This is a genomic window from Pseudomonas agronomica (assembly GCF_025917275.1).
GTDB lineage: Bacteria > Pseudomonadota > Gammaproteobacteria > Pseudomonadales > Pseudomonadaceae > Aquipseudomonas > Aquipseudomonas agronomica.
In genome coordinates this window covers 13625-33909 of the sequence record NZ_JAOSHO010000016.1, presented here as the reverse complement: position 1 = coordinate 33909, position 20285 = coordinate 13625, and the positions used below count along the sequence as shown (strand labels likewise).

Below are 20285 nucleotides of genomic sequence, written 5' to 3'. Positions count from 1 at the left end.
GTGCGTGTCGAGTCGACGTTGGCACAAGGATGCTCATTCTATGTGCTCCCTTCAATTAGATATACTGCCGTGGGCTTTCTTTGCACCCTACAATCAATAACATACCCACAAAAACACGTTGACTTTTGCGGCTTGATGACACAGAGAAACCGCCTGCCGTGTGGATGAATGCCGACACCGCTTCTCTTGCTCTTTCCCCTACCAGCGTAAGGATCTGCCCTCTGAGGGTGGGCGGAGGGTAGCTCGAGATTTCGTACGCAGCCTCACGTTTGTGCACGTCGCAAACCTGGGCGAGTTTATCCAGATGAGACGGTCTCAACAGATCATTTTCGGTGCCGATCTTCGTTTTGACGATCTCTCCTGATATGTCACCGACACCACACAGCTCAAGGCACTTGGGAATAAGTGGCTCTCCGTCTGTGTTGCCGCTGACCGAAAGCTGACCCGATAAAGGTGCCTGCTGGTTGAGCGTGGGGGCTGATCGCAGAGGTGGACGTACATATCGCAACAGTGAATGTGCCTGCGAGTGGGGACATTGTGAGAGCAGGGGCAACAATCAACGGCGCGACCATTTGCTTGATAGATTCGATCCAGATTCCTTTTGGGGGGCGGAGCTCAAAAAGCACCGTCCATCGGAATCCAGAGCACGCAGCGTTCCAACTGGTATTCCAAGCAAGTTGACCAATAAATTATTAACCATAAAAAACAGATAGATACCGACTTGTTTCAAATTACCCCGGCCCACCACTTCATCATCTAAAGACGTCCACGGACGTCTTTTTTTGTGCCTGGAATCCAGTAAATACGGGGGTTCATGGCTGGTGGGGGCTTTCGCGACCTCTCATTAGCGAATGCTCGGAAGAAAGCAGTCGAGGCGCGAGAGCTACTTGCTCAAGGCATTGATCCCAAAGCCCAGCGTAATGAGCAATGGCAAGCCAGAGCCAGACTGGCTGAGACCGGACACATCTTCGAAAAGATAGCCAGCGCCTGGTTCGAACACATGGCGTTGAAGCGCATGGGCTTCCAGGACCGCTTGGTCAGCCACGGCATGCGCTCCATGGCCAGCACCATTCTGAACGAGCAAGGCTGGGATCCAGAGCTGATCAAAGCCGCGTGGGCACATGTCGACAAGGATAAAGTCCGAAGCGCTTACAACCGAGCTGACGATACGGTAAGCGCTCACGGGACGCCGCCGGTAACCGAAAATAACGCCCCGGATGGAGTGATCGTTGATTTGGCGACAACGGCGACAACCCGCGTCGTACTTGGCCTGCAGCATGGCGGACAGAAGTGGCGACTGTCGCCGCTGCAAGCCTCACTCTTGGTGCTTTCTTGGCCAAGCCCACGCGAGCGGGAAGGCTCCGCATTCCCGTCGCATGGGCTCTGCGTATTACGCGAGGGGGTGGCCAAGGGGATCGCCTGTTAAAACAGTTGAACACCCGGCCACCACCCGATCAGGCAATGGCCGGGCCAGACTCAGCGATAGACCGGAAAACGACGGCACAGTGCGACAACCTGTTCGCGCACGTGATGCACGATCTTGTCGCTGCCTCCGTTTTCCAGGGCGTCCAGTACGTCGCACAACCAGCCGGCCGCTTGCTCGCAGGCCTCCACATTAAACCCGCGGGTGGTCACCGCCGGGGTACCGATACGAAGGCCGGATGTCACAAACGGTGAGCGCGGGTCATTCGGCACCGAGTTTTTGTTGGCGGTGATATAGGCACTGCTCAGGGCCGCGTCGGCCTCCTTGCCGGTGTAGGGCTTGTCGGACAGGTCGATCAGCATCATGTGGTTGTCGGTGCCGCCCGAGACGATTTTGTACCCGCGCTTTTGCAACACCCCGGCCATGGCCCGGGCGTTGATGACCACTTGGGTCTGGTAGAGGCTGAACTCCGGCGCAAGCGCTTCCTTGAACGCCACGGCCTTGGCCGCGATCTGGTGCATCAGTGGCCCGCCCTGCACGCCGGGAAACACAGCGGAATCGAGTTTTTTGTAGAAGGCTTCATCCTGTCCCTTGGACAAAATCAAACCACCGCGTGGCCCGCGCAGGGTTTTGTGCGTGGTGCTGGTGACCACATGCGCATGGGGAAGCGGGTCCGGGTATTCGCCCGCAGCGACCAGCCCGGCGACGTGGGCCATATCGACCCAGAAGGTAGCCCCAACCTTGTCGGCAATGCTGCGCATGCGTGCCCAGTCCTTGTACCGCGAATACGCGGAAAAACCACCGATCAACATTTTTGGGCGTGTCTGCAGTGCGATTCGCTCCATCTCGTCATAGTCGAGAAAGCCGGTTTTCGGGTCCAGTCCGTAAGGCACGATGGTGTAGTGACGCCCCGAAAAGTTGGCCGGGTTGCCGTGGGTCAAGTGACCGCCCTGGGCCAGGTTCATGCCCATCACCGTATCACCGGGGTTGATCAGCGCCAGGAAGACCGCCGCGTTGGCCTGGGCGCCCGCATGGGGTTGCACGTTGGCGTAGTCGCAGTCGAACAGGGCCTTGACCCGCTTGATGGCCAGCCGCTCGGCCACATCGACGTATTCGCAGCCGCTGTAATAGCGCTTGCCGGGGTAGCCTTCGGCGTACTTGTTAGTGAGCACCGTGCTCTGGGTTTTCATTACCAGCGGGCTGGCATAGTTTTCCGAGGCGATTAGCTCGATATGGTCTTCCTGGCGATGCTCTTCGTTGTGAATCGATTCATACAGCTCAGGGTCGAAAGCGTCGAGGGTCAGCGTCGAGTCGTACATGTGCAAAATGTCCTTGGTCAAGAATTCAAGCGGCGGATGACAGCAGGCGCGTGATGCGCGCGGCGATGTCGTCGATCTGTGCGTCATCGCAGATCAGCGGCGGCAACAGGCGCACGGTGTTGCCCCGTGTGACGGTGATCAGCAGACGTTGTTCTTCACGGGCCCGGCCGACCAGTTCGGCGCACGGGCCATTGAGTTCAATGCCGATCATCAAGCCAATGCCGCGAACGGACACCACCTCAGGATGGTTGCCCAGCGCCAGCTTCAAGGCCGCCAACAAGCGGCGACCCGAGGCAGCGGCGCGTTGCGGGATGCGATCGCGCTGCATGATGTCGAGCACTGTGCAACCGACGCGGCACGCCAGCGGGTTACCGCCGAACGTGGACGCATGGTGACCGGGGGAAAACAGTTCGGCGGCCTTGCCCCGCGCCAGGCAAGCGCCGATGGGGAAACCGTTGCCCAGCGCTTTGGCCAGGGTAATGACGTCCGGCTTGATGCCCGCATGCTCAAAGCCAAACCAGGTACCGGTGCGGCCCAGCCCGGTCTGCACTTCATCGATCATCATCAGCCAGTCGTGTTCATCACACAGTTGGCGCAGGGCCTGCAGGTAGCAGGCAGAGGCGGCGTGCACGCCCCCCTCACCCTGCACCGGCTCGACGAGCACCGCGACGATATCGGGAGACTGCGCCGCGACCTGGCGAATCGCCTCGATGTTGTCGAAAGGCACCCGCACAAAGCCCGGCATCAGGGGCTCGAAGCCGCGATGCACGGCGGGGTTGCCGGTGGCGGCGAGAGTGGCCAAGGTGCGCCCGTGAAAACTGTTCTCCATCACCAACACTTGCGGCTGGGTCACCTGCCGAGCGTTGGCGTGCAGGCGGGCCAGTTTGAGCGCCGCCTCGTTGGCCTCCGCTCCGGAGTTGCAGAAAAACGCCCGTTGCATGCCCGATAGCAGGCACAGTCGTTCGCCCAATTGCTCCTGCCATGGGATGCGAAACATGTTGGTCGTGTGCAGTAACACCGTGGCCTGTTCGGCGATGGCCGCGGCAATTTCGGGGTTGGCATGACCCAGGCTCGTCACCGCCACGCCGGCGATGGCATCCAGGTATTCGACACCCTTGGTGTCCCATAACGAGGCGCCCTGGCCTCGGCTGAACGAAACCGGTTGTCGGGCTGAGGTGTGCATGAGGTAAGCGGGTGCAGCGGACATTGCGGGCCTCCTGTAAAGGGGGTCAACGGCTGGGTGTGATCGACAACAACGTGTCATCAATGAGGGGACGGGCATCAGCGGTCGGCCAGTAGTACGCATCCGGCATGGCTCGGGCACCGAAGATCGCCTGCCCGACGCGGACCACGGTCGCGCCCTCCTCAATGGCGATTTCAAAGTCACCCGACATGCCCATCGACAGCTCTTGCAGCGACACCCCGTCAGGGGCGCAATGACGCAATCGGTCGCGCAATTCACGTAGCCGGACGAAGCAAGGGCGTACCCGCACCGCGTCGGCGGAGAACAGCGCCAACGTCATCAACCCGCGAACCCGCAGTGTCGGGAACGCTGGCATTGTCCCCAGGAAAGCCGCCACGTCATCGGGCGCTAGCCCGTACTTGCTGGCTTCGCCGGAGGTATTGACCTGGACGAACACGTCCATCTGCCGATCTAAAATGCGCAGGCGACGGTCCAGCGCCTCGGCCACCCGCAGACTGTCCAGGGCCTGGAACTCACTGGCGAAGCGTGCGACCTGCTTGGCCTTGTTGGTCTGCAAATGGCCGATCACCGACCATTGCAGGTCTTGCAGGTCGGTCATGGCTTTCCACTTGCGCTGTGCTTCCTGCACCTTGTTCTCGCCCAACAGGCGGCAACCGGCGGCATAGGCCAGACGCAAATGAGCTTCATCAAAGGTTTTGCTGACCGGCAGCAAGCGCACACCGGCCGGGTCCCGCCCTACCCGATGGCACGCCTCGACAATGCGTTGCTGCACGGCGGCCAGGTTGCGGCGAAAGTCTTCGACACTGTCGGCCTGTGGGTAACGACCATGGCGCGCATGCAGGATGTTGAGGTCTTCGGTTTGATCAGGCATCAATTGGCCGCTCCCTTGGTGGGCACTGCAACCGGTTCGGCCTGTGGGACTGCAGTCTTTTCACGACGCGGTAACTGCCCATTGAGCACGGCGTAGGCGGCCAGGCCGATGACCAGGCCCCAGAACGCACCGCCGATGCCCAGCAAGGTGATATTGGCCGCGCAGGCCAGGAAAGTGATCAGCGACGCTTCCCGCGATTTCACGTCCGCCATGGCGTTGGCCAGGCTCGCGCCGAGTGTGCCCAACAGGGCCAACCCGGCCAGGGTGGTGATGAAAGTCGCCGGGAAGGCCATGAACACCGCCGCCAGGGTCACGCCGAAGATCCCCACCAGAATGTAGAAAATGCCCGCAGCCACGCCTGCGATCCAACGCTTGGACGGGTCTTGCGACGCTTCCTTGCCCGTGCAGATGGCGGCGGTGATGGCCGCGATGTTGAAGGCATGGGAACCGAACGGCGCCATCAGCAGAGAACCCAGCCCGGTCACGCTGAGGATCGGGTTGGCACTGGTGTTGAAACCGTCACTGCGCAGCACCAGCATTCCCGGCATGTATTGCCCAGTGAGGGTGATCAGAAACAGCGGCAACGCCACGCTCAACAACGCATCGACCGAGAACTCCGGGCGGGTAAACACCGGTGTCGCAAACTCCAGCGTCAGCCCCGTGAAGTCCACGCGTCCCTGCATCAGCAGAAAGCCAAGCCCCAGCACCAGGATGCCGACCACCGCGTAGCGCGCACTCAAGCGCTTGAACAGGATGTAGGCGCCGATCAACACCCCAACCAATAACGGGTCGACGCTCATGCTGGCGAACGCACCGATGCCGAACTGCAGCAAGATGCCGCCCAACAAGCCCGCTGCTACACCCGGCGGGATCAGGCGAACGGCTTTTTCAAAGTAACCGGATACGCCCAGCAGCACGAACGCTGCAGCCGAAATCATGTACGCCCCAATGGCCTCGGCGTAGGGTGTGGTCGCCAAGGCGGCGATCAAAAACGCCGCTGCCGGTGTCGACCAGGCGGTGATGATCGGCTCGCGGCTCACCCAACTGAGGAACAGCCCGGTCACCCCTACTCCGATCGACACAGACCAGACCCACGACGCCGTCAACTCAGGACTGAGCCCTGCGACCTTGGCGGCCTGAAACACCAGGATGAAGGTGCCGCCGTAATTGACGATCACCGAAATCAACCCGGCAACCACCGGATGCAGCAGGTCCCGCAGACGCAGGGACGAGAGGGATTGAGTAGATGACATAGGTCTTGGCTCCTTGCTGGACGATGCATCCGGCCGCTGGTAAGCCGTAATTTATAGCGGCTGAATGGCAGGTTTTACCCCTACGCTTTAACGCAGCAGACCAGACCACTTTTTGCGGTCGGCTCAGCCATGCTCACGCGCAAAGGCGTTCATGAAATCGCACAGCGCCTCGACCGCCGGCACTGAAACGGCGTTGTTGGGGCTGGCGCACAGGTCCCGTTCGGCATCACTGGCCACCGCCATGAATACCTGCGAACGATGGCTGATTTCCATCACGGACATGCCGGTGCCGGCAAAATCGAAAAACTCCTCGTGCGCCTGAGTGAGAACGTCCAACGGCACCGCGGTGGGGCCTGCGCTGAAGTTGTGTGACCGAGCCATGTTGAGTAACTCCTGTTCAAGAACGCTCGCCCTGCGCGTCATCACCGAGGTAAAGGCGGAGGGTAGCGAGGGGCCAGAGCCTACGGATAAACTGGCCTGCCTTTACCTGCCAGTTCATGGAAAGAGAGCAGACCACATGGCAAAGACCTTCGAGCTGGAAACCCTGAAGATGCGCCTCAACGACGCTGAATTTCAGCTGCTGGATCTGCATCAGCGGATCCAACGCGCATTGCGTGCGCTGATTCTCGACGGCGCCCTCGGCCCCGGCTTGAAACTGCCCGCCACGCGGGTGCTGTCCAAATCGCTGGGGTGCGCCCGCGATACCGTTGAGAACGCCTATGTGCAGTTGCATCGGGACGGGTTTATCGTGCGCCGCGAAGGCGCCGGCAGTTACGTGCGCGACACGCTGGGCGTCGAATTGCGCGGTGCTGGCCGCCGACGCCTCAGGGCTCAGGAAATCAGGAGCAGCGTCGCCGCACCGGGCGCAGAACTCAGCCAACGCGGGCGGATGATCCTCGACACCGGCGGCGTGCGCGATCAGCAAGTCAACAAGGCATTCGCCACCGGCCTGCCGGAAACCCGCAGCTTCCCGACAGATGTCTGGGAGCGTTTGCAGCGCCAGGTCATGAAGGACTATCGCGCGAGCGTGCTGCTGCATGGCGATCCACAAGGGGCTGAGCCCCTGCGCAAAGCGATTGCCACCTACCTGAACCTCGAACGCGGCGCCAAATGCTCCCCCGACCAGGTACTGGTCTTGAGCAGTACGCGTCAGGCGTTGTATCTGTGCGCGCAATTGCTGGTGGACGCCGGCAAGCCGATACTGATGGAAAACCCCGGCTACTACGGCGCCCGCAAGGCCTTCCAAATCGCCGAAACCAAAGTGATGCCCATTGATGTCGATGAACAGGGTATCCGTACCGACCTGTTGTACGCCGACCGCAGCGGCGCCAATTGCGTGTATGTCACGCCCTCTCACCAATACCCCACCGGCGCGACATTGCCGCTGGAGCGGCGTCTTGAGTTGATCAATTGGGCGGTGCAAAAAGGCAAGTGGATCATCGAGGATGACTACGACAGCGAGTTCCATTACGACGGGCAACCCACGGCGTGCGTGCAAGGCCTCGACAAGTACCAGCGCACGCTCTACATCGGCACGTTCAGCAAAACCCTCTACCCCGGACTGCGCATGGGGTACATGGTGCTGCCCTCCGAACTGGTGAAACCCTTTGCCTATGCGCGCAGCATGATGGACGGCCATACTCCGCAAACGCTGCAACTGACGCTGGCGCGCTTTATGGAGGACGGCCATTACAACGCGCATGTCCGGGCCATGCGCAAGCTGTATGCCGGACGCCGGTCGATCATGCACGACGCCATCGGCAAGTACTTGAGCACGGTGGTCACCGCCGAACTGCCGCCGGGCGGGTTGCAAATCCCCTGCTTGCTGAAAGCCGGATGGTCCGAGGAAAAAACCATCCGCCAGGCCGCCACTGCCGGCGTGCAACTGTCCGGCCTCAGCGGCTTGTACGCGGGCGAACCGAAGCAACAGGGCTGGCTGCTGGGTTACTCCTCCCTGACCGCGTATGAAATAGAAGCCGCCATGTTACGTCTGGCCAACGCCCTGAAAATCTAATGGCCCAGCGCAACAAAAAAAGACGTCCACGGACGTCTTTTTTTGTGCCTGGAATCCAAGGAATCAAGCCCCCTGCACCACCAGCGAGTCGATGCTGCTCACTTCTGCGCAGCCAACACCCTACGCGCCGCCTTTTCATTTTTCATCGCCGCAATCTCCCGCTCACACGCTTCCACATCGAAAGAATTGTCCCACTTGGCAATGGCGATCGTGCCGATACCGTTCCCGATCAAATTCGTCACGGCTCGCGCTTCGTTCAGGAACCGATCGATGCCCAGGAGCAGGACAAGGCCTACCAGCGGAATGGAGTGGATGGTGGTGAGCGTTGCCGCGAGGGTGATGAATCCGGCCCCCGCCACGCCAGCCGAACCTTTCGACGTGAGCAGGAAAACGCCCAACAGGATCATCTGGTCCATGAACGTCAGTGGCGTATTGGTTGCCTGGGCAATGAAGATCGCGGCCATGGTCAGGTAAATGCAGGTGCCATCCGCATTGAAGGTGTAGCCCGTCGGCAGCACCATCCCCACCACCGATTTCTTGCAGCCCAGCTTTTCAAGCTTGACCATCATTCGCGGCAGCACGGCCTCGGTCGAGCACGTCCCGAGCGTGATCAGAATCTCGTCCTTGAAGTAACGGAGAAACTGCAACAGGGGCATGCCTGACCATCGAGCCACCGTGCCCAGCACGATCACGATGAAGACCAGGGTGGTGACGTAGAGCGCGATCAATAATTGGCCGAGGGACAGCAGCGTGCCGATGCCATATTTACCGATCGTGAACGCCATCCCCGCGCCAGCGCCAATCGGAGCCAGCCGCATGACCATGGCAACAACTTTGAACAGTCCTTGCAGGAACAGATCGATGGTATTGATCAGCGGCTTGCTGGCCTCACCCATTTGAACCAGCGCCACGCCCATCAAGACGGAAAGCAGGATGACTTGCAGCATGACGCCATTGGAGAACGCCCCGATGAAGGTTTGCGGGATGATGTTCATGAAGAAATCAACGGTGCCACCCTGCTCCGTGGCGGCTTGGCTGTACTTGGCGATAGCGCTGCCATCGAGCGTATCGACATTGATGTTCATCCCGACGCCTGGTTTTACAACGTTGACCACGACAAGGCCGATGACCAGGGCGACGGTCGAAAGAATCTCGAAATAGACCAGCGCCTTGACGCCAATCCTTCCGACCTCCTTGATGCTGCCCATCTTGGCGATACCGACCACCACCGTGCCAAAGATAATGGGGGCCAAGAGCATTTTGATCAGCTTGATAAAGCCATCTGCGAAGGGTTGGAGCTTGGCGCCGAACTGCGGCTCGAAGTGACCGATTGCGGCACCGACCACGATGCCGATCAGCACCTGGACGTAGAGCTGGCTGTACCAGCGGGACTTGGAGATTTCCACGGGAGCACCTCATTTTATTGTTGTGATGGGCGTGTGGTGTGGCGCCAACGGTTGACGCCTGGTAACGGCGGCCTCAGGCGAAGAGGCCGCCCTCGGGGCTGTCAGCCCTCGCCCAATTCGCGCATGACGGCGTACAAGGCGGACTTGGCTTCGAAGCCGACACCCGGGATGTCCGGCAGCCCCACGTAGCCGTTTTCCACGCGAATCCCGTCGGCAAACCCGCCGAACGGCTGGAACACATCGGGATAGGATTCGTTACCGCCCAGGTGCAGGCCCGCGGCGATATTCAGGGACATCTGATGCCCCCCGTGCGGAACGACTCGACGCGAAGACCAGCCCATCTCTTCCATCACCTTCAGGGTGCGCATGTACTCGACCAGGCCGTAGGACAGCGCGCAGTCGAACTGGACGTAGTCTCGGTCAGGACGCATGCCGCCATGGCGCAGCAGGTTGCGGGCGTCTTGATGGGAAAACAGGTTTTCGCCGGTGGCCATCGGCAGGTCGTAGTGCTTGGCCAGCTCAGCCTGCAAGGCGTAGTCGAGGGGATCGCCTGCTTCTTCGTACCAGAAAAGGTTGTAGGGTTTCAGAGCCTCGGCGTAAGCAATGGCGGTGTCCTGGTCAAAGCGACCGTTGGCGTCCACAGCCAGGCGGCGACCGTCGCCGACCACCTTGATGACCGATTCGATTCGCCGAATATCATCAGCCAGAGGTGCTGCGCCGATCTTCATCTTGACCACGTCGTAGCCGCGATCCAGGTAGCTGCGCATCTCGTCCTGAAGCTTGGCGTCGTCCTTGCCTGGGTAGTAGTAACCACCGGCGGCGTAGACCCAGACTTTGTCGTCGGCCATGCCGCTGCGGTAACGGTCAGCCAACAGGCGATACAACGGCTTGCCTTCGATCTTGGCGACGGCGTCCCAGACGGCCATGTCGATGGTGCCCACGGCAACGGAGCGCTCGCCATGGCCGCCGGGTTTCTCGTTGGTCATCAGGGCTTTCCAGATGGCGAACGGATCAAGGTTATTGTTTTCTTTATCGATCAGCGACTCAGGGTCGGCTTCGGTGATGCGCGCGAGGAAACGGTCACGCATCAAAGCGCCTTGGCCATAACGACCGTTGGAGTTGAAACCGTAGCCGATGACCGGTTTACCTTCGCGAATCACATCCGTGACGACAGCGACGACCGAGCAGGTCATCTTGGAAAAATCGATGTAGGCATTGGCAATCGGCGAGGCAATGGAAACGGTTTTTTCACGGATGTCGACGATACGCATGGCGGGTTCCTCTTGTTGTTGATGGCCCCACGTTATGCTTTGCGATGACACCCGCCCAATGCTAATAATGCCGCGCCCCATGCACAGGAGGCATTGCCCTTGGAACTCGTTTGGCTAGAAGATTTTTCAGCGTTGGCGGAGTACGGCAGCTTTGTTCGCGCCGCTGAAGCGCGCCACGTGACTCAACCGGCGTTCAGCCGCAGAGTCCGCGCACTGGAAAACTGGATGGGTGTGGAATTGTTCGTTCGCACGCCACAAGGTGCCACGCTGACCGAGGCAGGGAAGCAGATTTTACCCAGTGCCCAGGAGACGGCCAGGCGCTTGTATCGCATGCGCAGCGACGCCCAGGAAGTGGCAGGCATGGCGATCAAGACGCTGCAATTCGCGGCCACCCATTCGCTGTCGTTCACGTTTTTTCCGAAGTGGTTGAGAAGCACGGAGAACGGTGCCCCCATCGAGGCGGTGCGACTGCATTCCGATAGCATGGCGGCCTGTGAGCAGATGCTGATCCAGGGCCAGGTGCAGTTCCTGCTGTGCCATCGCCATCCGGATGTTCCGCCGCTGTTGGCCCCTGATCAGTTCATGGGCAAAAAGGTCGGCGAGGATGTACTCGTCCCACTGGCGAGCGCTTCTGCGAACTTTGGCAATGCGCCCGCATCGCTGCCGTACCTGGCGTATACCCAAGAGTCCGGGCTGGGGCGCATCGTCGCTCATCGACTCCAGGGCAAGGACGAGTTCCTGCACCTCAAGCCGCTGTTCAGCAGCCACCTCGCAGCGGTGCTCATGTCCATGGCGCTGGAAAACAAAGGTGTGGCCTGGCTGCCAAGCAGCCTGACCGAGCAGGAGGTCGCCGACGGACGCCTGGTACGAGCCCTCGACGAAAGCTGGGATATCCCGTTGGACATTCATCTCACTCGCCCAACGGGTGCCATCAGCCCATCGGCTGAGGAGTTCTGGGCGAAGTTGAGGGATTGTTGAAACTGATTCCCCGACACATGGCCCCAGCAAGCGGTTGAGTATCTCAGCAAACGATGTAGACTCGCCTTAACGAATAACGTTAAGCATTAAGCTATGATCAGAAGCTTCAGATGCGCCGATACCCAGACCCTTTTTGAAACAGGCAGAACCCGATACTGGACAGCCATCCTTTCAGTGGTGGAGCGAAAGCTCGGTATGCTCGATGCGGCAGTCGATCTCAACGATCTGCGCTCACCGCCTGGAAACAGGCTGGAGCAGTTGTACGGCGACAGGGAAGGCCAACACAGCATCCGGATCAACGGTCAGTACCGCATCTGTTTTGTCTGGGGCGTCAACGGTCCCGAAAATGTAGAAATCGTAGATTATCACTGAGGTGAGTCATGTTTAAAAATGGCATGAGGCCCGTACACCCTGGAGAAATTCTCAAGGAAGAGTATCTGGAACCGCTTGGCCTGACGGCCGCTGCGCTTGCAAGGGCTTTGCACGTGTCTGCCCCCACGGTAAATGACATCGTATTGATGCGCCGAAGCGTCAGCGCGGATGTCGCTTTGCGCCTGGCAGCTGCATTGGACACGTCGGCGCAGTTTTGGCTGAACCTGCAGACTGCGTATGATTTACGTACAGCGGAGATTGCGAAAGGGGAGCAAATTTATAAGGAAGTAGAAAGAATTCCTCACTGCGCATAGCTTTTACATAAAAGGCATTAGCGACTATCGCAAGTGCCTTTTAGTGGCTGAAGGAATGGTTCCCCTTCTGCACAGCTACCACGGCCCCCTAATGCGAGGAGACATATATAGACGGCTCAACAGGCGCAGGCAATGCGACAGCCATGTCAGGTGTGATCGCGCCTCATCTCTGCCCATTCGATCAACGCCTGGATCGACGGCCCGAGTGCATGCCCCATGGGCGTGAGCCTGTATTCCACCTTCGGTGGCACTTGCGGATACACCGTCCGCTGCACAATGCCGTCCTTTTCCAACTGTTTTAGCTGTTGGATCAGCATCTTCTGGTTGATCCCTTCTATCAGTTTCTCCAGATCCGAGAAGCGCAGCGCGCCCTTTGCCGCGAAAAGCTGGCACAAGATAATGATCTTCCACTTCCCTTCCAGCACGCGAAGCGTTTCGGTCGTTGCCTCGGCCCATTTCCGACGATTTTGCGGATCGCCGCAATCCCACTCCCGTTCCATTTCTTCCTCGATGGTGAGTTACACACCTTTTGGTCGGTACTTACCCTTATCACACCAGCCTCCTAGAATCGGTGCAAGACAAATGACCCAGGAGGCTCAGCCATGAAAATCGGCATCATCGGAACCGGTAATATCGGGGGCACCCTCGCTCGCAAATTCAAGGCAGCGGGTCACGACATACGTGTTGCAAACTCTCGAGGCATCGATGGCGTTCGCGCATTCGCCGAAGAAATTGGCGCCGAACCGGTGGACATTCGCGGCGCAGTCGAGGGCGCGGATGTGATCGTGCTATCCATACCGCTACCGGCGTTGAGCGCACTGCCTGCTGATCTGTTTGCCGCTGTACCGGGCAGCGTCCCGGTGGTGGACACGAGTAATTACTACCCTGGCCTACGTGACCCCAACATTGCCGAAATTGATCAAGGGATGACGGAAAGTGTTTGGGTTTCGAAGCAGATTGGGCGCCCCGTCATCAAGGCTTTCAACAATATCCTGGCCTATACCTTGGCCGGGTTGGGCAGTGCCCAAGGCACACCGGGTCGCTTGGCAGCGGCAGTGGCCGGCGACGATCCCAAGGCGAAGGGAACGGTGATGTCCCTGGTCAACCAAGCGGGCTTCGATCCGGTGGACGGAGGTTCCCTGGAGGAGTCCTGGAGACAGCAACCGTGTACGCCAGGCTATTGCTGCGACTACGACGCCGAGACGCTGCGCAAGGCGCTTTTGACCGCATCCAAAGGGCAAGCCGCTGCGAAACGAGACGAGTTTCCTAAACACTTCGAGCGGCTCGGGCCCAACCCAAGCCACGCCGATATTGTCGCCATGAACCGCTCCTTGAACGCACCTGATTGACGCGTATTAACCGGCGCGATTTCACCCCGCTCTAATGCGACGAAACATAAACAGACGGACCAACAGGCGCAGGCAACGCATAGGTCGCCTTCATCCATTCAATCTCGGCCTGGGGCGTCCTGCCGAACATCCGCTTGAATTCGCGGCTGAATTGCGAGGCGCTTTCGTAGCCGACATTGAAAGCTGCCGTCGAGGCGCTCATGGTGTTGCGCAGCATCAATAATCGCGCCTGGTGCAGGCGTGTCGATTTCAAATACTGCATGGGCGAGGCGTCCGTCACGCTGCGAAAGTGCAGGTGAAAGTTGGGCACACTCATGCCTGCTTCCTGGGCGAGCGTTTCGACATCCAGATGCTCGTGGTAGCTGCCGTGGATCTTGCGGATCGCCCGGATGATCTTGCCGAAGTGCCCCTGGCGACTGAGGGCGGCGCGCATCGAACCGCCCTGCTCGCCGGTCAGGATCCGGTAGTAGATTTCCCGTATCAGCGACGGCCCGAGGATTTGCGCGTCGCCCGGGCGACTCATGGCTTCCAGGAAACGCAGCGTCGAGCTGCGTAGCTGATCGTCCATGGGCGAGGCGTACATGCCTTTGGGCTGGGCATCGCTGGGGCCGAGGGTTTCGTCCACTTGCAACATCAGCTCGCTGGCCAGTTGCAGATCGAGGCGCATGTAGATCGCCAGCATGGGCTCCTCGGCGCTGGCGTCGGTCTCCATGGTGAACGGAACCGGAACGGACACCACCAGGTAATGCTGGGCGTCGTACACGTAGACTTCATCGCCCAGATAGCCGCGCTTGCGTCCCTGGCACAGGATCACGATACCCGGCTCGTAAAGAACCGGCGTGCGCGTCAGTGGCCGGTTCGAGCGAAGGAAACGAATGTCGTCCAGTGCGCTGAGGTTGTAGCCCTCGACAGGCGCAAGCTGTTCCATCAATTGCACCATGCGCGCAGCGGCCTGAGTCATCGACGCCCCCTTTTGCCGGCCGTTCAACCGTCGGTCGAACGCGTCAGCGCTTCCCATTGATCAATCTCGCTGGCGGCACGACTGAGTTTATCGCGCACCAGGTTCAGTGCATCGCTGCCCAACAGCAAGTGCGCGGGCGGCGTCGGGCTGGCAATGATCTGCAACATCGCCTGCGCCGCTTTGCGAGGATCGCCCAGTTGCTTGCCGCTTTTCTCCACGCGCGCTTTGCGTATCGGATCGAAACTGGCGTCGTAGTCGGCAATGCTCCGCGCCGTGCGCTGCATCGACCGGCCTGCCCAATCGGTGCGGAACGATCCGGGCGCAACGGCCGTCACGAAGATGTTGAACGGTAGCAGTTCCTTGCTCAGCGTATCGGAGAGGCCTTCGAGGGCAAATTTGCTCGCGCAGTAATAGGAAATGCCCGGCATCGTAATGGTGCCGCCCATGGACGTGATGTTGAGGATATGGCCGGCCCGGCGCTGGCGAAAATACGGCACGAACGCCTTGGTCACCGCGACCGCGCCGAACACGTTGACGTCGAACTGGCGACGCATTTCCTCCAGCGGCGATTCTTCGAAGATGCCTTCATGCCCGTAACCGGCATTGTTGACCAACACATCGATCGGGCCGTAGCTGGCCTCTGCCGCTGCCACTGCGCCATCTATTCGGTCGAACTCGGTGACATCCAGGATCACGCCGTGAGCACGCTCCGTGGAAAGCGCTTCGAAGGCCTGCAACGCCGCCTCACTGCGCACGGTGCCGATGACACGATGGCCTGCTGCGAGCGCTTCTTGCGCCAGGGCGTTGCCCAGGCCACTGCTCACGCCGGTGATGAATAGGGTTTTCCTGTCGTGCATGGTGAACTCCAGATGGATAGACAGGAGGCCATGGTAACGATCGAAAAATGGCCCACCTATGCCGGTTTGCCTTGAGGCATTGCCTATTCCTATCAGCGCGTCAGATTCCCGGGCCTGTCACACGGGCTGGCAACCTGGCCAAGCGATCCCAATCTTCCGCGGAGAAGAGGGGACAGACTCGCGTTTGAATCTAGGAAACCACATACAAAACGTTGTCTTTCCCCTGTTCCCTTGCCTCCGGAAACCCGAGCGCGAAGACCCTTCGGCCTCAGCGTCAGGGTGTGACGTGGGTGTGGTAGATCTTGCTGACCACGGTCCACTTGCCCTCGATCTTCAGCAGGTTGAAGAAGTCGGTGAAGCAAAAGCCCGAGACGTCGTTGGTGTCGATGCGTGCGCTGGCAGCGGTGCCCACGATATCGATGTTGACGAATACACTCTGAGCTTCGGGTGACGGGCGAAAAGGCGGGTTGTCGATAGCATCAAACAGCCCTTGGATCGGACCGCCAACCAACTTGCCCTCGACATCGACGCCGAAGATGGTCGCCTGCTCGCTGAAAGCGGGTTTCATGATGCCGCTTTTTGCTTGCTTGCAGCCTTCGTTGTATTTGTTCAGTACCTCGACGATGGCTTGATAATCGTGCACGTAGGTAGGCTTGCTCATGTTTCACTCCTGGTCGTTGTAAATACCAGCCGCTTTGGCCGGCATGGGAATCAATTCGTGCGGCCACTTGCCGCGGCGTCCACCGTTGGGGCCCATGGACCCAATTGGAGAAGTTTGCTTTCGCGGTGGTCGAGCCACCAGCCGACCTGAACATTCCAGTTGGCATACGGAGCCCCTGGGCTAACGGCCCCTAGCGTCTGCTGTGCGTGCAATGGAAAGTGTGGATTGCGCAGAGCCGCATGGCCAAGCGCTACCAAGTCGGCCTGGCCAGACGTGATCACAGCTTCGGCTTGCCACGGATCGTTGATGAGTCCCACGGCCATGGTGCCGATTTTTGCCTCGCGACGAATCTGCGCGGCGAACGGCACCTGGAATCCATAGCCGTTGGGGTATTCATAGACGCCGAAGCCACCGGACGAGCAATCAACGACGTCGACGCCGACGCTCTTCAAAGCCGCGGCAAAAGCGACACTGTCGTCGATTGTCCAACCGCTGCTGCTGCCATCGACAGCCGATAAGCGAACGAACAGCGGCTTGTCCTGCGGCCAGACCTCACGCACTTCGCGAGCGATTTCCAGAGGCAGGCGAATGCGGTTCTCAAAGCCGCCACCGTATTCATCGGTGCGGTCGTTGGTCAGTGGTGACAAGAACGCATTGAGCAGGAAGCCATGTGCGTAGTGCAGCTCCAGCACATCAAAACCTGCCCGCAAGGCGCGTCGTGCCGAAGCGACGAAATCTGAACGTACCTTGGCGATGCCGTTTGCATCCAACGCGGATGGCACCAGCCAGCCCTCAGCGGCTGGGCGTGTGCTCGGTGACACCACTCCCCAAGGGTGTTCCCCGCGTGCTGCATCGCGTTCATCCAGTGGACCGTTCCCTTCAAAGGCTCGTTGGATGCTGGCTTTAGGTCCAGCATGTCCAATCTGAATTCCAGGTGTTGCGCCATAGGCCTTGGCAAAAGCGGTGATGCGTGACAGGCCTTGTATATGAGCGTCATCCCACAGGCCCAGGTCGCCGTGCGTGATCCGTCCTTCGGGAGAGACCGCCGTAGCCTCGACCATCAGCAGGCCGAAGCCACCGAGAGCGAAACGTCCGTAGTGGACGGCGTGGTAATCGCTGGCATGACCCTCTGTCGCCGTGTACTGGCACATCGGACTGAGGACGAAGCGGTTGCGCAGGGTGACGCCGCGTAAAGCCAGCGGTTCAAAAATCTTGCTCATTGTTCTGCTCTGGAATGATGGGCCGAGTAGCCGGATTGAAGACAGCTTTGCGCTGCGCGATCCGTGCTGAAGTTACTTGCTGTAACCAGTATGGAGATCGGCAATAATGGCGTGAATGATCACAAGTGGACATACAGTATGAGCAATAAGGTCATAATCGAGCAGCCACCTCTCGCTGAACGCATAGAGGGCGCCATTGCTCCTCCACAGGTGCATCTTCCAGGTCTTTTAACCTTCGAGGCCGTTGCCAGGCATTTGAACTTCGCTCGCGCTGCCGCAGAAATGGGCATCACGCCAACCGCAGCATCACGCACGATCAAGAATGTGGAGGCGCAACTGAATGTGCGGCTGTTCAATCGCACAACACGCAGCGTCAGTCTGACCGAGGCTGGCGCGTCATTGAACGCAGCATTAGCACCTGCGCTTGCTCAGATCAGAAATTCCTTGTCACAAGCATTACTCGCGACAGATCAACCGTCGGGCACGGTACGCGTTAATTCTTCATACGTTGCGTACCGTATCTTGATTGAGCCGCACCTGGCTCCGTTCCTTGAAAAATTCCCGCTGATCAATGTCGAGATATCACTGGATAATCAACTTAGCGATATCGTCAACGCCGGATTTGATATCGGCATACGGATGGGGAAAAAAGTACAAAATGACATGATCGCCGTGCAGTTGGGACCATTACAAAAACGAATTGTGGTGGCGGCGCCGGATTATTTCCGCGAGCGAAGTGAACCGCAAACCATGGATGATTTGCTAAACCACAACTGCATTCGCCAGCGCTATTCCGTTGGGGGCAGACTGTATGAGTGGAAGTTCGAAGATCAAGGTCAAATGGTTCAAATCGACGTCCAAGGACGCTTTATCTTCGACGAAATGAGATCTGTCCTTGATGCTGCAATACAAGGTCACGGCATTGCCTTCGTCCTGGAAGACTTTGCGAAACAAGAGCTGGCAAACGGCATGTTGCGGCAGATATTGAGACAGCACAGCGTGCTGGACGATGCCTTTCATCTCTATTATCCACACCGCAAGTACATGCCCGGGAAGTTGCGTGCGTTCGTGGATTTCATGCGGGCTGCCAATGAAACGGACAACACTTGATTTAGTGGCTCTCGTTGCTGCAACGAAAGAGATTGGCCCCTGGGCACCGCCTATTCCTATCAGCGCGTCAGATTCCCGGACCTGTCACACGGGCTGGCAACCTGGCCAAGCGATCCCAACCGTTCACATCGATCCCCGAGCAATTGGGTAACCACAGCTTCTGCAGCGGCAATTGCTCGAATACGGGCACCCCGGCCGACGTGATCCGCGATTCGCCTGGATCAGCACCCAGCGCCAGGTCCCGCAACGGCATGCCCACCAGATGAGCCACCCCCGCGTCGGTCAGCCAAGGACTGTCATGCAAGCCCAGGCGTTGCAAGGGCAGGTCCCGCAAACAGGCCAGGTCAGCATCGCGCAGGTCCAGGCCGCTTATTTCAAGTTGCTCCAACGGCAAGCCCAACTCGACGAGCTTGCGCAACAGCTTGCCGTCGATGCCCCGGCAAAAACTCAGATCGAGCCGCTTCAGCGGCAGGCCGGCCAGTTGCTTCAGCTCCTTCCAGGTGATGTCGTTCAACGACAGGTCCAGAGACTCCAAGTCCAAGCCGCGCAGATCACTCAACGTATCTGCGCAGACACCTTGCACATCAGACAATCCCAAGCGCTTCAAAGGAAATCCGTGCAGCACATCGAGCCGCTCGATCACCTGCCGTAGGCATTTGAGGTCCAGGTCCGCGAGCGGCATTCCTTCCAGGACTTCAAGGTCGTCTTCGCAGATGAATGCAGAGTGGAGCGAAAGCTTTTCCAAAGGCAGCTCCCGAATCGCCTGCAACACACTCTCGCCTGCATAGCAGTCGTCCAGACTCAACGAGCGCAACCCCGTCAGGTCGCCAAGCCAGGCAGGATCTTCGAGGATCGCGCCGCAGTCACTGAGCGACAACTGTTCGAGGGGATGACTGGCCAACTGCGCCATGCCACGGGACGTCAGCTCACCCACGCGTTGCAATGTCAAAGATCGCAGCTTGAGGCGTGACAATGCTTTAAGGCCGTCGTCGGTGATGTCGTCGCAACGGTTCAACGACAATTCCTGCAACGGGCTGTCGCTCAGTTGATGGAGAAAACGGTCATCAAAATCTTCGCCGTAGGTTTGCAACTTCAGCCGGCGCAACCGCGTTGTCGGCGGTAGGCACTGGGCGTTATCGTCGCGGGAAAAATTACTGACTTCCAAGGTTTCGAGGGCAGTGGCTTGCAAACGCTGCCACATTTGCGGGCCGCAGATGAACCTGGGGCTGTTGAGCACCAACGTGCGCAGGGGCAACCCGGCCAGGGCGTCACACCATTCTGGCTCGGCATTGTTCAATTCCAGATGATCCACCGGCAGGCCACGCAGTTGCGGCAGCAATGGGCCGGGGCGATTTGTCAGGGCCGTGGTGTTCAGTTGAGCCATCACCCCATTAGCCGCCGGATCGCCCAGGCCCGCCGCGACGCGCAAACCTTCCAGTGTCGCCTCCCCAGTATCGAGCAGGTCGCGATAGAGCGATGCGCGTGCGGTGATGTCATCGGGGTTGGCGGCAAGTTGGGCGATCAGCGCGTTGCGAGTAGGGGTTGGCACGGTTTATCAGTCCGAAAGTCAGGGGCGCGAAACACAAGTTGAGAGATGAAACAGGGCGCAAGAAAAACTACGAAGACATCGTGCAAGTTGCTATGACCGCTTATCCAGGGCTCCTGGCGCACCGCAGACCCTAGGCTAGAGTCAATGCTTTGC

The 20285-nt window shown here is 59.2% G+C and carries 19 protein-coding genes and 2 pseudogenes; 8 read left to right on the top strand and 13 right to left on the bottom strand.

Annotated features, from left to right (window positions below):
• Positions 1-814 precede the first annotated feature (814 nt).
• Both OC610_RS29660 and OC610_RS29655 read left to right on the top strand, forming a co-directional pair.
• Positions 815-916, top strand: a pseudogene (locus tag OC610_RS29660) (integrase arm-type DNA-binding domain-containing protein); the annotation flags it as partial.
• An 81-nt stretch (positions 917-997) separates the two neighbouring features.
• A pseudogene (locus OC610_RS29655) lies at positions 998-1165 on the top strand (tyrosine-type recombinase/integrase); the annotation flags it as partial.
• Between the two features lie 311 nt (positions 1166-1476).
• Here the strand turns inward: OC610_RS29655 and glyA are convergent.
• The 5 genes from glyA to OC610_RS03075 all read right to left on the bottom strand — a co-directional run bounded on the left by glyA (position 1477) and on the right by OC610_RS03075 (position 6451).
• Positions 1477-2742 carry a serine hydroxymethyltransferase gene (glyA, locus tag OC610_RS03095; protein WP_264426455.1) on the bottom strand — a complete coding sequence of 422 codons (1266 nt, stop codon included), beginning with the start codon at positions 2740-2742 and terminating at the stop codon, positions 1477-1479.
• Between the two features lie 25 nt (positions 2743-2767).
• Complete coding sequence (locus OC610_RS03090) at positions 2768-3949, bottom strand: aspartate aminotransferase family protein (protein ID WP_264426454.1); 1182 nt, start codon at positions 3947-3949, stop codon at positions 2768-2770.
• 22 nt (positions 3950-3971) lie between these two features.
• Entirely contained in the window at positions 3972-4817 is an 846-nt protein-coding gene (locus OC610_RS03085) for a YggS family pyridoxal phosphate-dependent enzyme (protein ID WP_264426453.1), read from the bottom strand.
• Positions 4817-6070: a benzoate/H(+) symporter BenE family transporter gene (locus tag OC610_RS03080; RefSeq protein ID WP_264426452.1), complete on the bottom strand. Its 1254-nt coding sequence runs from the start codon at positions 6068-6070 to the stop codon at positions 4817-4819. Before OC610_RS03080 ends, OC610_RS03085 begins: the two co-directional genes overlap by 1 nt.
• 123 nt (positions 6071-6193) lie before the next feature.
• Positions 6194-6451, bottom strand: a complete 258-nt coding sequence (locus tag OC610_RS03075; RefSeq protein ID WP_264426451.1) for a hypothetical protein — start codon at positions 6449-6451, stop codon at positions 6194-6196.
• Positions 6452-6587: 136 nt separating this feature from the next.
• On the opposite strand from OC610_RS03075, the gene pdxR reads away from it, so the two are divergent.
• Positions 6588-8084 (top strand): MocR-like pyridoxine biosynthesis transcription factor PdxR, encoded by a 1497-nt coding sequence (pdxR, locus tag OC610_RS03070; RefSeq protein ID WP_264426450.1) that lies wholly within the window; start codon positions 6588-6590, stop codon positions 8082-8084.
• A gap of 98 nt (positions 8085-8182) precedes the next feature.
• Here pdxR and dctA read toward each other — a convergent pair whose 3' ends face one another.
• Entirely contained in the window at positions 8183-9490 is a 1308-nt protein-coding gene (gene dctA / locus OC610_RS03065) for a C4-dicarboxylate transporter DctA (RefSeq protein ID WP_264426448.1), read from the bottom strand.
• Positions 9491-9591: 101 nt separating this feature from the next.
• On the bottom strand, positions 9592-10761 hold the full coding sequence (locus OC610_RS03060) for a mandelate racemase/muconate lactonizing enzyme family protein (protein WP_264426447.1): 1170 nt from the start codon (positions 10759-10761) through the stop codon (positions 9592-9594).
• A 99-nt stretch (positions 10762-10860) separates the two neighbouring features.
• Between OC610_RS03060 and OC610_RS03055 the strand changes: the two genes are divergently transcribed.
• The 3 genes from OC610_RS03055 to OC610_RS03045 all read left to right on the top strand — a co-directional run bounded on the left by OC610_RS03055 (position 10861) and on the right by OC610_RS03045 (position 12425).
• The gene (locus tag OC610_RS03055; protein WP_264426446.1) at positions 10861-11739 is read left to right on the top strand and encodes a LysR family transcriptional regulator; all 879 of its coding nucleotides are present in this window, start codon (positions 10861-10863) and stop codon (positions 11737-11739) included.
• Between the two features lie 93 nt (positions 11740-11832).
• Entirely contained in the window at positions 11833-12111 is a 279-nt protein-coding gene (locus tag OC610_RS03050) for a type II toxin-antitoxin system RelE/ParE family toxin (protein ID WP_264426445.1), read from the top strand.
• An 8-nt stretch (positions 12112-12119) separates the two neighbouring features.
• On the top strand, positions 12120-12425 hold the full coding sequence (locus OC610_RS03045; RefSeq protein ID WP_030139745.1) for a HigA family addiction module antitoxin: 306 nt from the start codon (positions 12120-12122) through the stop codon (positions 12423-12425).
• Positions 12426-12571: 146 nt separating this feature from the next.
• Here OC610_RS03045 and OC610_RS03040 read toward each other — a convergent pair whose 3' ends face one another.
• The gene (locus tag OC610_RS03040) at positions 12572-12925 is read right to left on the bottom strand and encodes a winged helix-turn-helix transcriptional regulator (RefSeq protein ID WP_249876225.1); all 354 of its coding nucleotides are present in this window, start codon (positions 12923-12925) and stop codon (positions 12572-12574) included.
• A gap of 102 nt (positions 12926-13027) precedes the next feature.
• Here OC610_RS03040 and OC610_RS03035 point away from each other — a divergent pair, with 102 nt between their 5' ends.
• Positions 13028-13774, top strand: coding sequence for an NADPH-dependent F420 reductase (locus tag OC610_RS03035; RefSeq protein ID WP_264426444.1), 747 nt, complete (start codon positions 13028-13030; stop codon positions 13772-13774).
• 31 nt (positions 13775-13805) lie between these two features.
• On the opposite strand, the gene OC610_RS03030 is transcribed toward OC610_RS03035, so the two are convergent.
• The 4 genes from OC610_RS03030 to OC610_RS03015 all read right to left on the bottom strand — a co-directional run bounded on the left by OC610_RS03030 (position 13806) and on the right by OC610_RS03015 (position 17473).
• A complete protein-coding gene (locus tag OC610_RS03030) occupies positions 13806-14735 on the bottom strand; it encodes an AraC family transcriptional regulator (protein WP_264426443.1) in 930 nt (309 codons plus the stop codon).
• Between the two features lie 23 nt (positions 14736-14758).
• Positions 14759-15592, bottom strand: a complete 834-nt coding sequence (locus tag OC610_RS03025) for an oxidoreductase (RefSeq protein ID WP_264426441.1) — start codon at positions 15590-15592, stop codon at positions 14759-14761.
• A 274-nt stretch (positions 15593-15866) separates the two neighbouring features.
• Entirely contained in the window at positions 15867-16253 is a 387-nt protein-coding gene (locus OC610_RS03020) for a nuclear transport factor 2 family protein (RefSeq protein WP_264426440.1), read from the bottom strand.
• A gap of 50 nt (positions 16254-16303) precedes the next feature.
• Positions 16304-17473 (bottom strand): NADH:flavin oxidoreductase/NADH oxidase, encoded by a 1170-nt coding sequence (locus OC610_RS03015; protein ID WP_264426439.1) that lies wholly within the window; start codon positions 17471-17473, stop codon positions 16304-16306.
• 138 nt (positions 17474-17611) lie between these two features.
• Between OC610_RS03015 and OC610_RS03010 the strand changes: the two genes are divergently transcribed.
• Entirely contained in the window at positions 17612-18583 is a 972-nt protein-coding gene (locus tag OC610_RS03010; RefSeq protein ID WP_264426438.1) for a LysR family transcriptional regulator, read from the top strand.
• A 67-nt stretch (positions 18584-18650) separates the two neighbouring features.
• Here OC610_RS03010 and OC610_RS03005 read toward each other — a convergent pair whose 3' ends face one another.
• Positions 18651-20132, bottom strand: a complete 1482-nt coding sequence (locus tag OC610_RS03005; RefSeq protein WP_264426437.1) for a leucine-rich repeat domain-containing protein — start codon at positions 20130-20132, stop codon at positions 18651-18653.
• Between the last annotated feature and the right edge of the window lie 153 nt (positions 20133-20285).

Bases quoted from the DNA above. Each gene is read 5' to 3' on its own strand.
- glyA (WP_264426455.1), bottom strand. From the start codon at position 2,742: ATGTACGACTCGACGCTGACCCTCGACGCTTTCGACCCTGAGCTGTAT.
- OC610_RS03090 (WP_264426454.1), bottom strand. From the start codon at position 3,949: ATGTCCGCTGCACCCGCTTACCTCATGCACACCTCAGCCCGACAACCG.
- OC610_RS03085 (WP_264426453.1), bottom strand. From the start codon at position 4,817: ATGCCTGATCAAACCGAAGACCTCAACATCCTGCATGCGCGCCATGGT.
- OC610_RS03080 (WP_264426452.1), bottom strand. From the start codon at position 6,070: ATGTCATCTACTCAATCCCTCTCGTCCCTGCGTCTGCGGGACCTGCTG.
- OC610_RS03075 (WP_264426451.1), bottom strand. From the start codon at position 6,451: ATGGCTCGGTCACACAACTTCAGCGCAGGCCCCACCGCGGTGCCGTTG.
- pdxR (WP_264426450.1), top strand. From the start codon at position 6,588: ATGGCAAAGACCTTCGAGCTGGAAACCCTGAAGATGCGCCTCAACGAC.
- OC610_RS03060 (WP_264426447.1), bottom strand. From the start codon at position 10,761: ATGCGTATCGTCGACATCCGTGAAAAAACCGTTTCCATTGCCTCGCCG.
- OC610_RS03050 (WP_264426445.1), top strand. From the start codon at position 11,833: ATGATCAGAAGCTTCAGATGCGCCGATACCCAGACCCTTTTTGAAACA.
- OC610_RS03045 (WP_030139745.1), top strand. From the start codon at position 12,120: ATGTTTAAAAATGGCATGAGGCCCGTACACCCTGGAGAAATTCTCAAG.
- OC610_RS03040 (WP_249876225.1), bottom strand. From the start codon at position 12,925: ATGGAACGGGAGTGGGATTGCGGCGATCCGCAAAATCGTCGGAAATGG.
- OC610_RS03035 (WP_264426444.1), top strand. From the start codon at position 13,028: ATGAAAATCGGCATCATCGGAACCGGTAATATCGGGGGCACCCTCGCT.
- OC610_RS03030 (WP_264426443.1), bottom strand. From the start codon at position 14,735: ATGACTCAGGCCGCTGCGCGCATGGTGCAATTGATGGAACAGCTTGCG.
- OC610_RS03025 (WP_264426441.1), bottom strand. From the start codon at position 15,592: ATGCACGACAGGAAAACCCTATTCATCACCGGCGTGAGCAGTGGCCTG.
- OC610_RS03020 (WP_264426440.1), bottom strand. From the start codon at position 16,253: ATGAGCAAGCCTACCTACGTGCACGATTATCAAGCCATCGTCGAGGTA.
- OC610_RS03015 (WP_264426439.1), bottom strand. From the start codon at position 17,473: ATGAGCAAGATTTTTGAACCGCTGGCTTTACGCGGCGTCACCCTGCGC.
- OC610_RS03010 (WP_264426438.1), top strand. From the start codon at position 17,612: ATGAGCAATAAGGTCATAATCGAGCAGCCACCTCTCGCTGAACGCATA.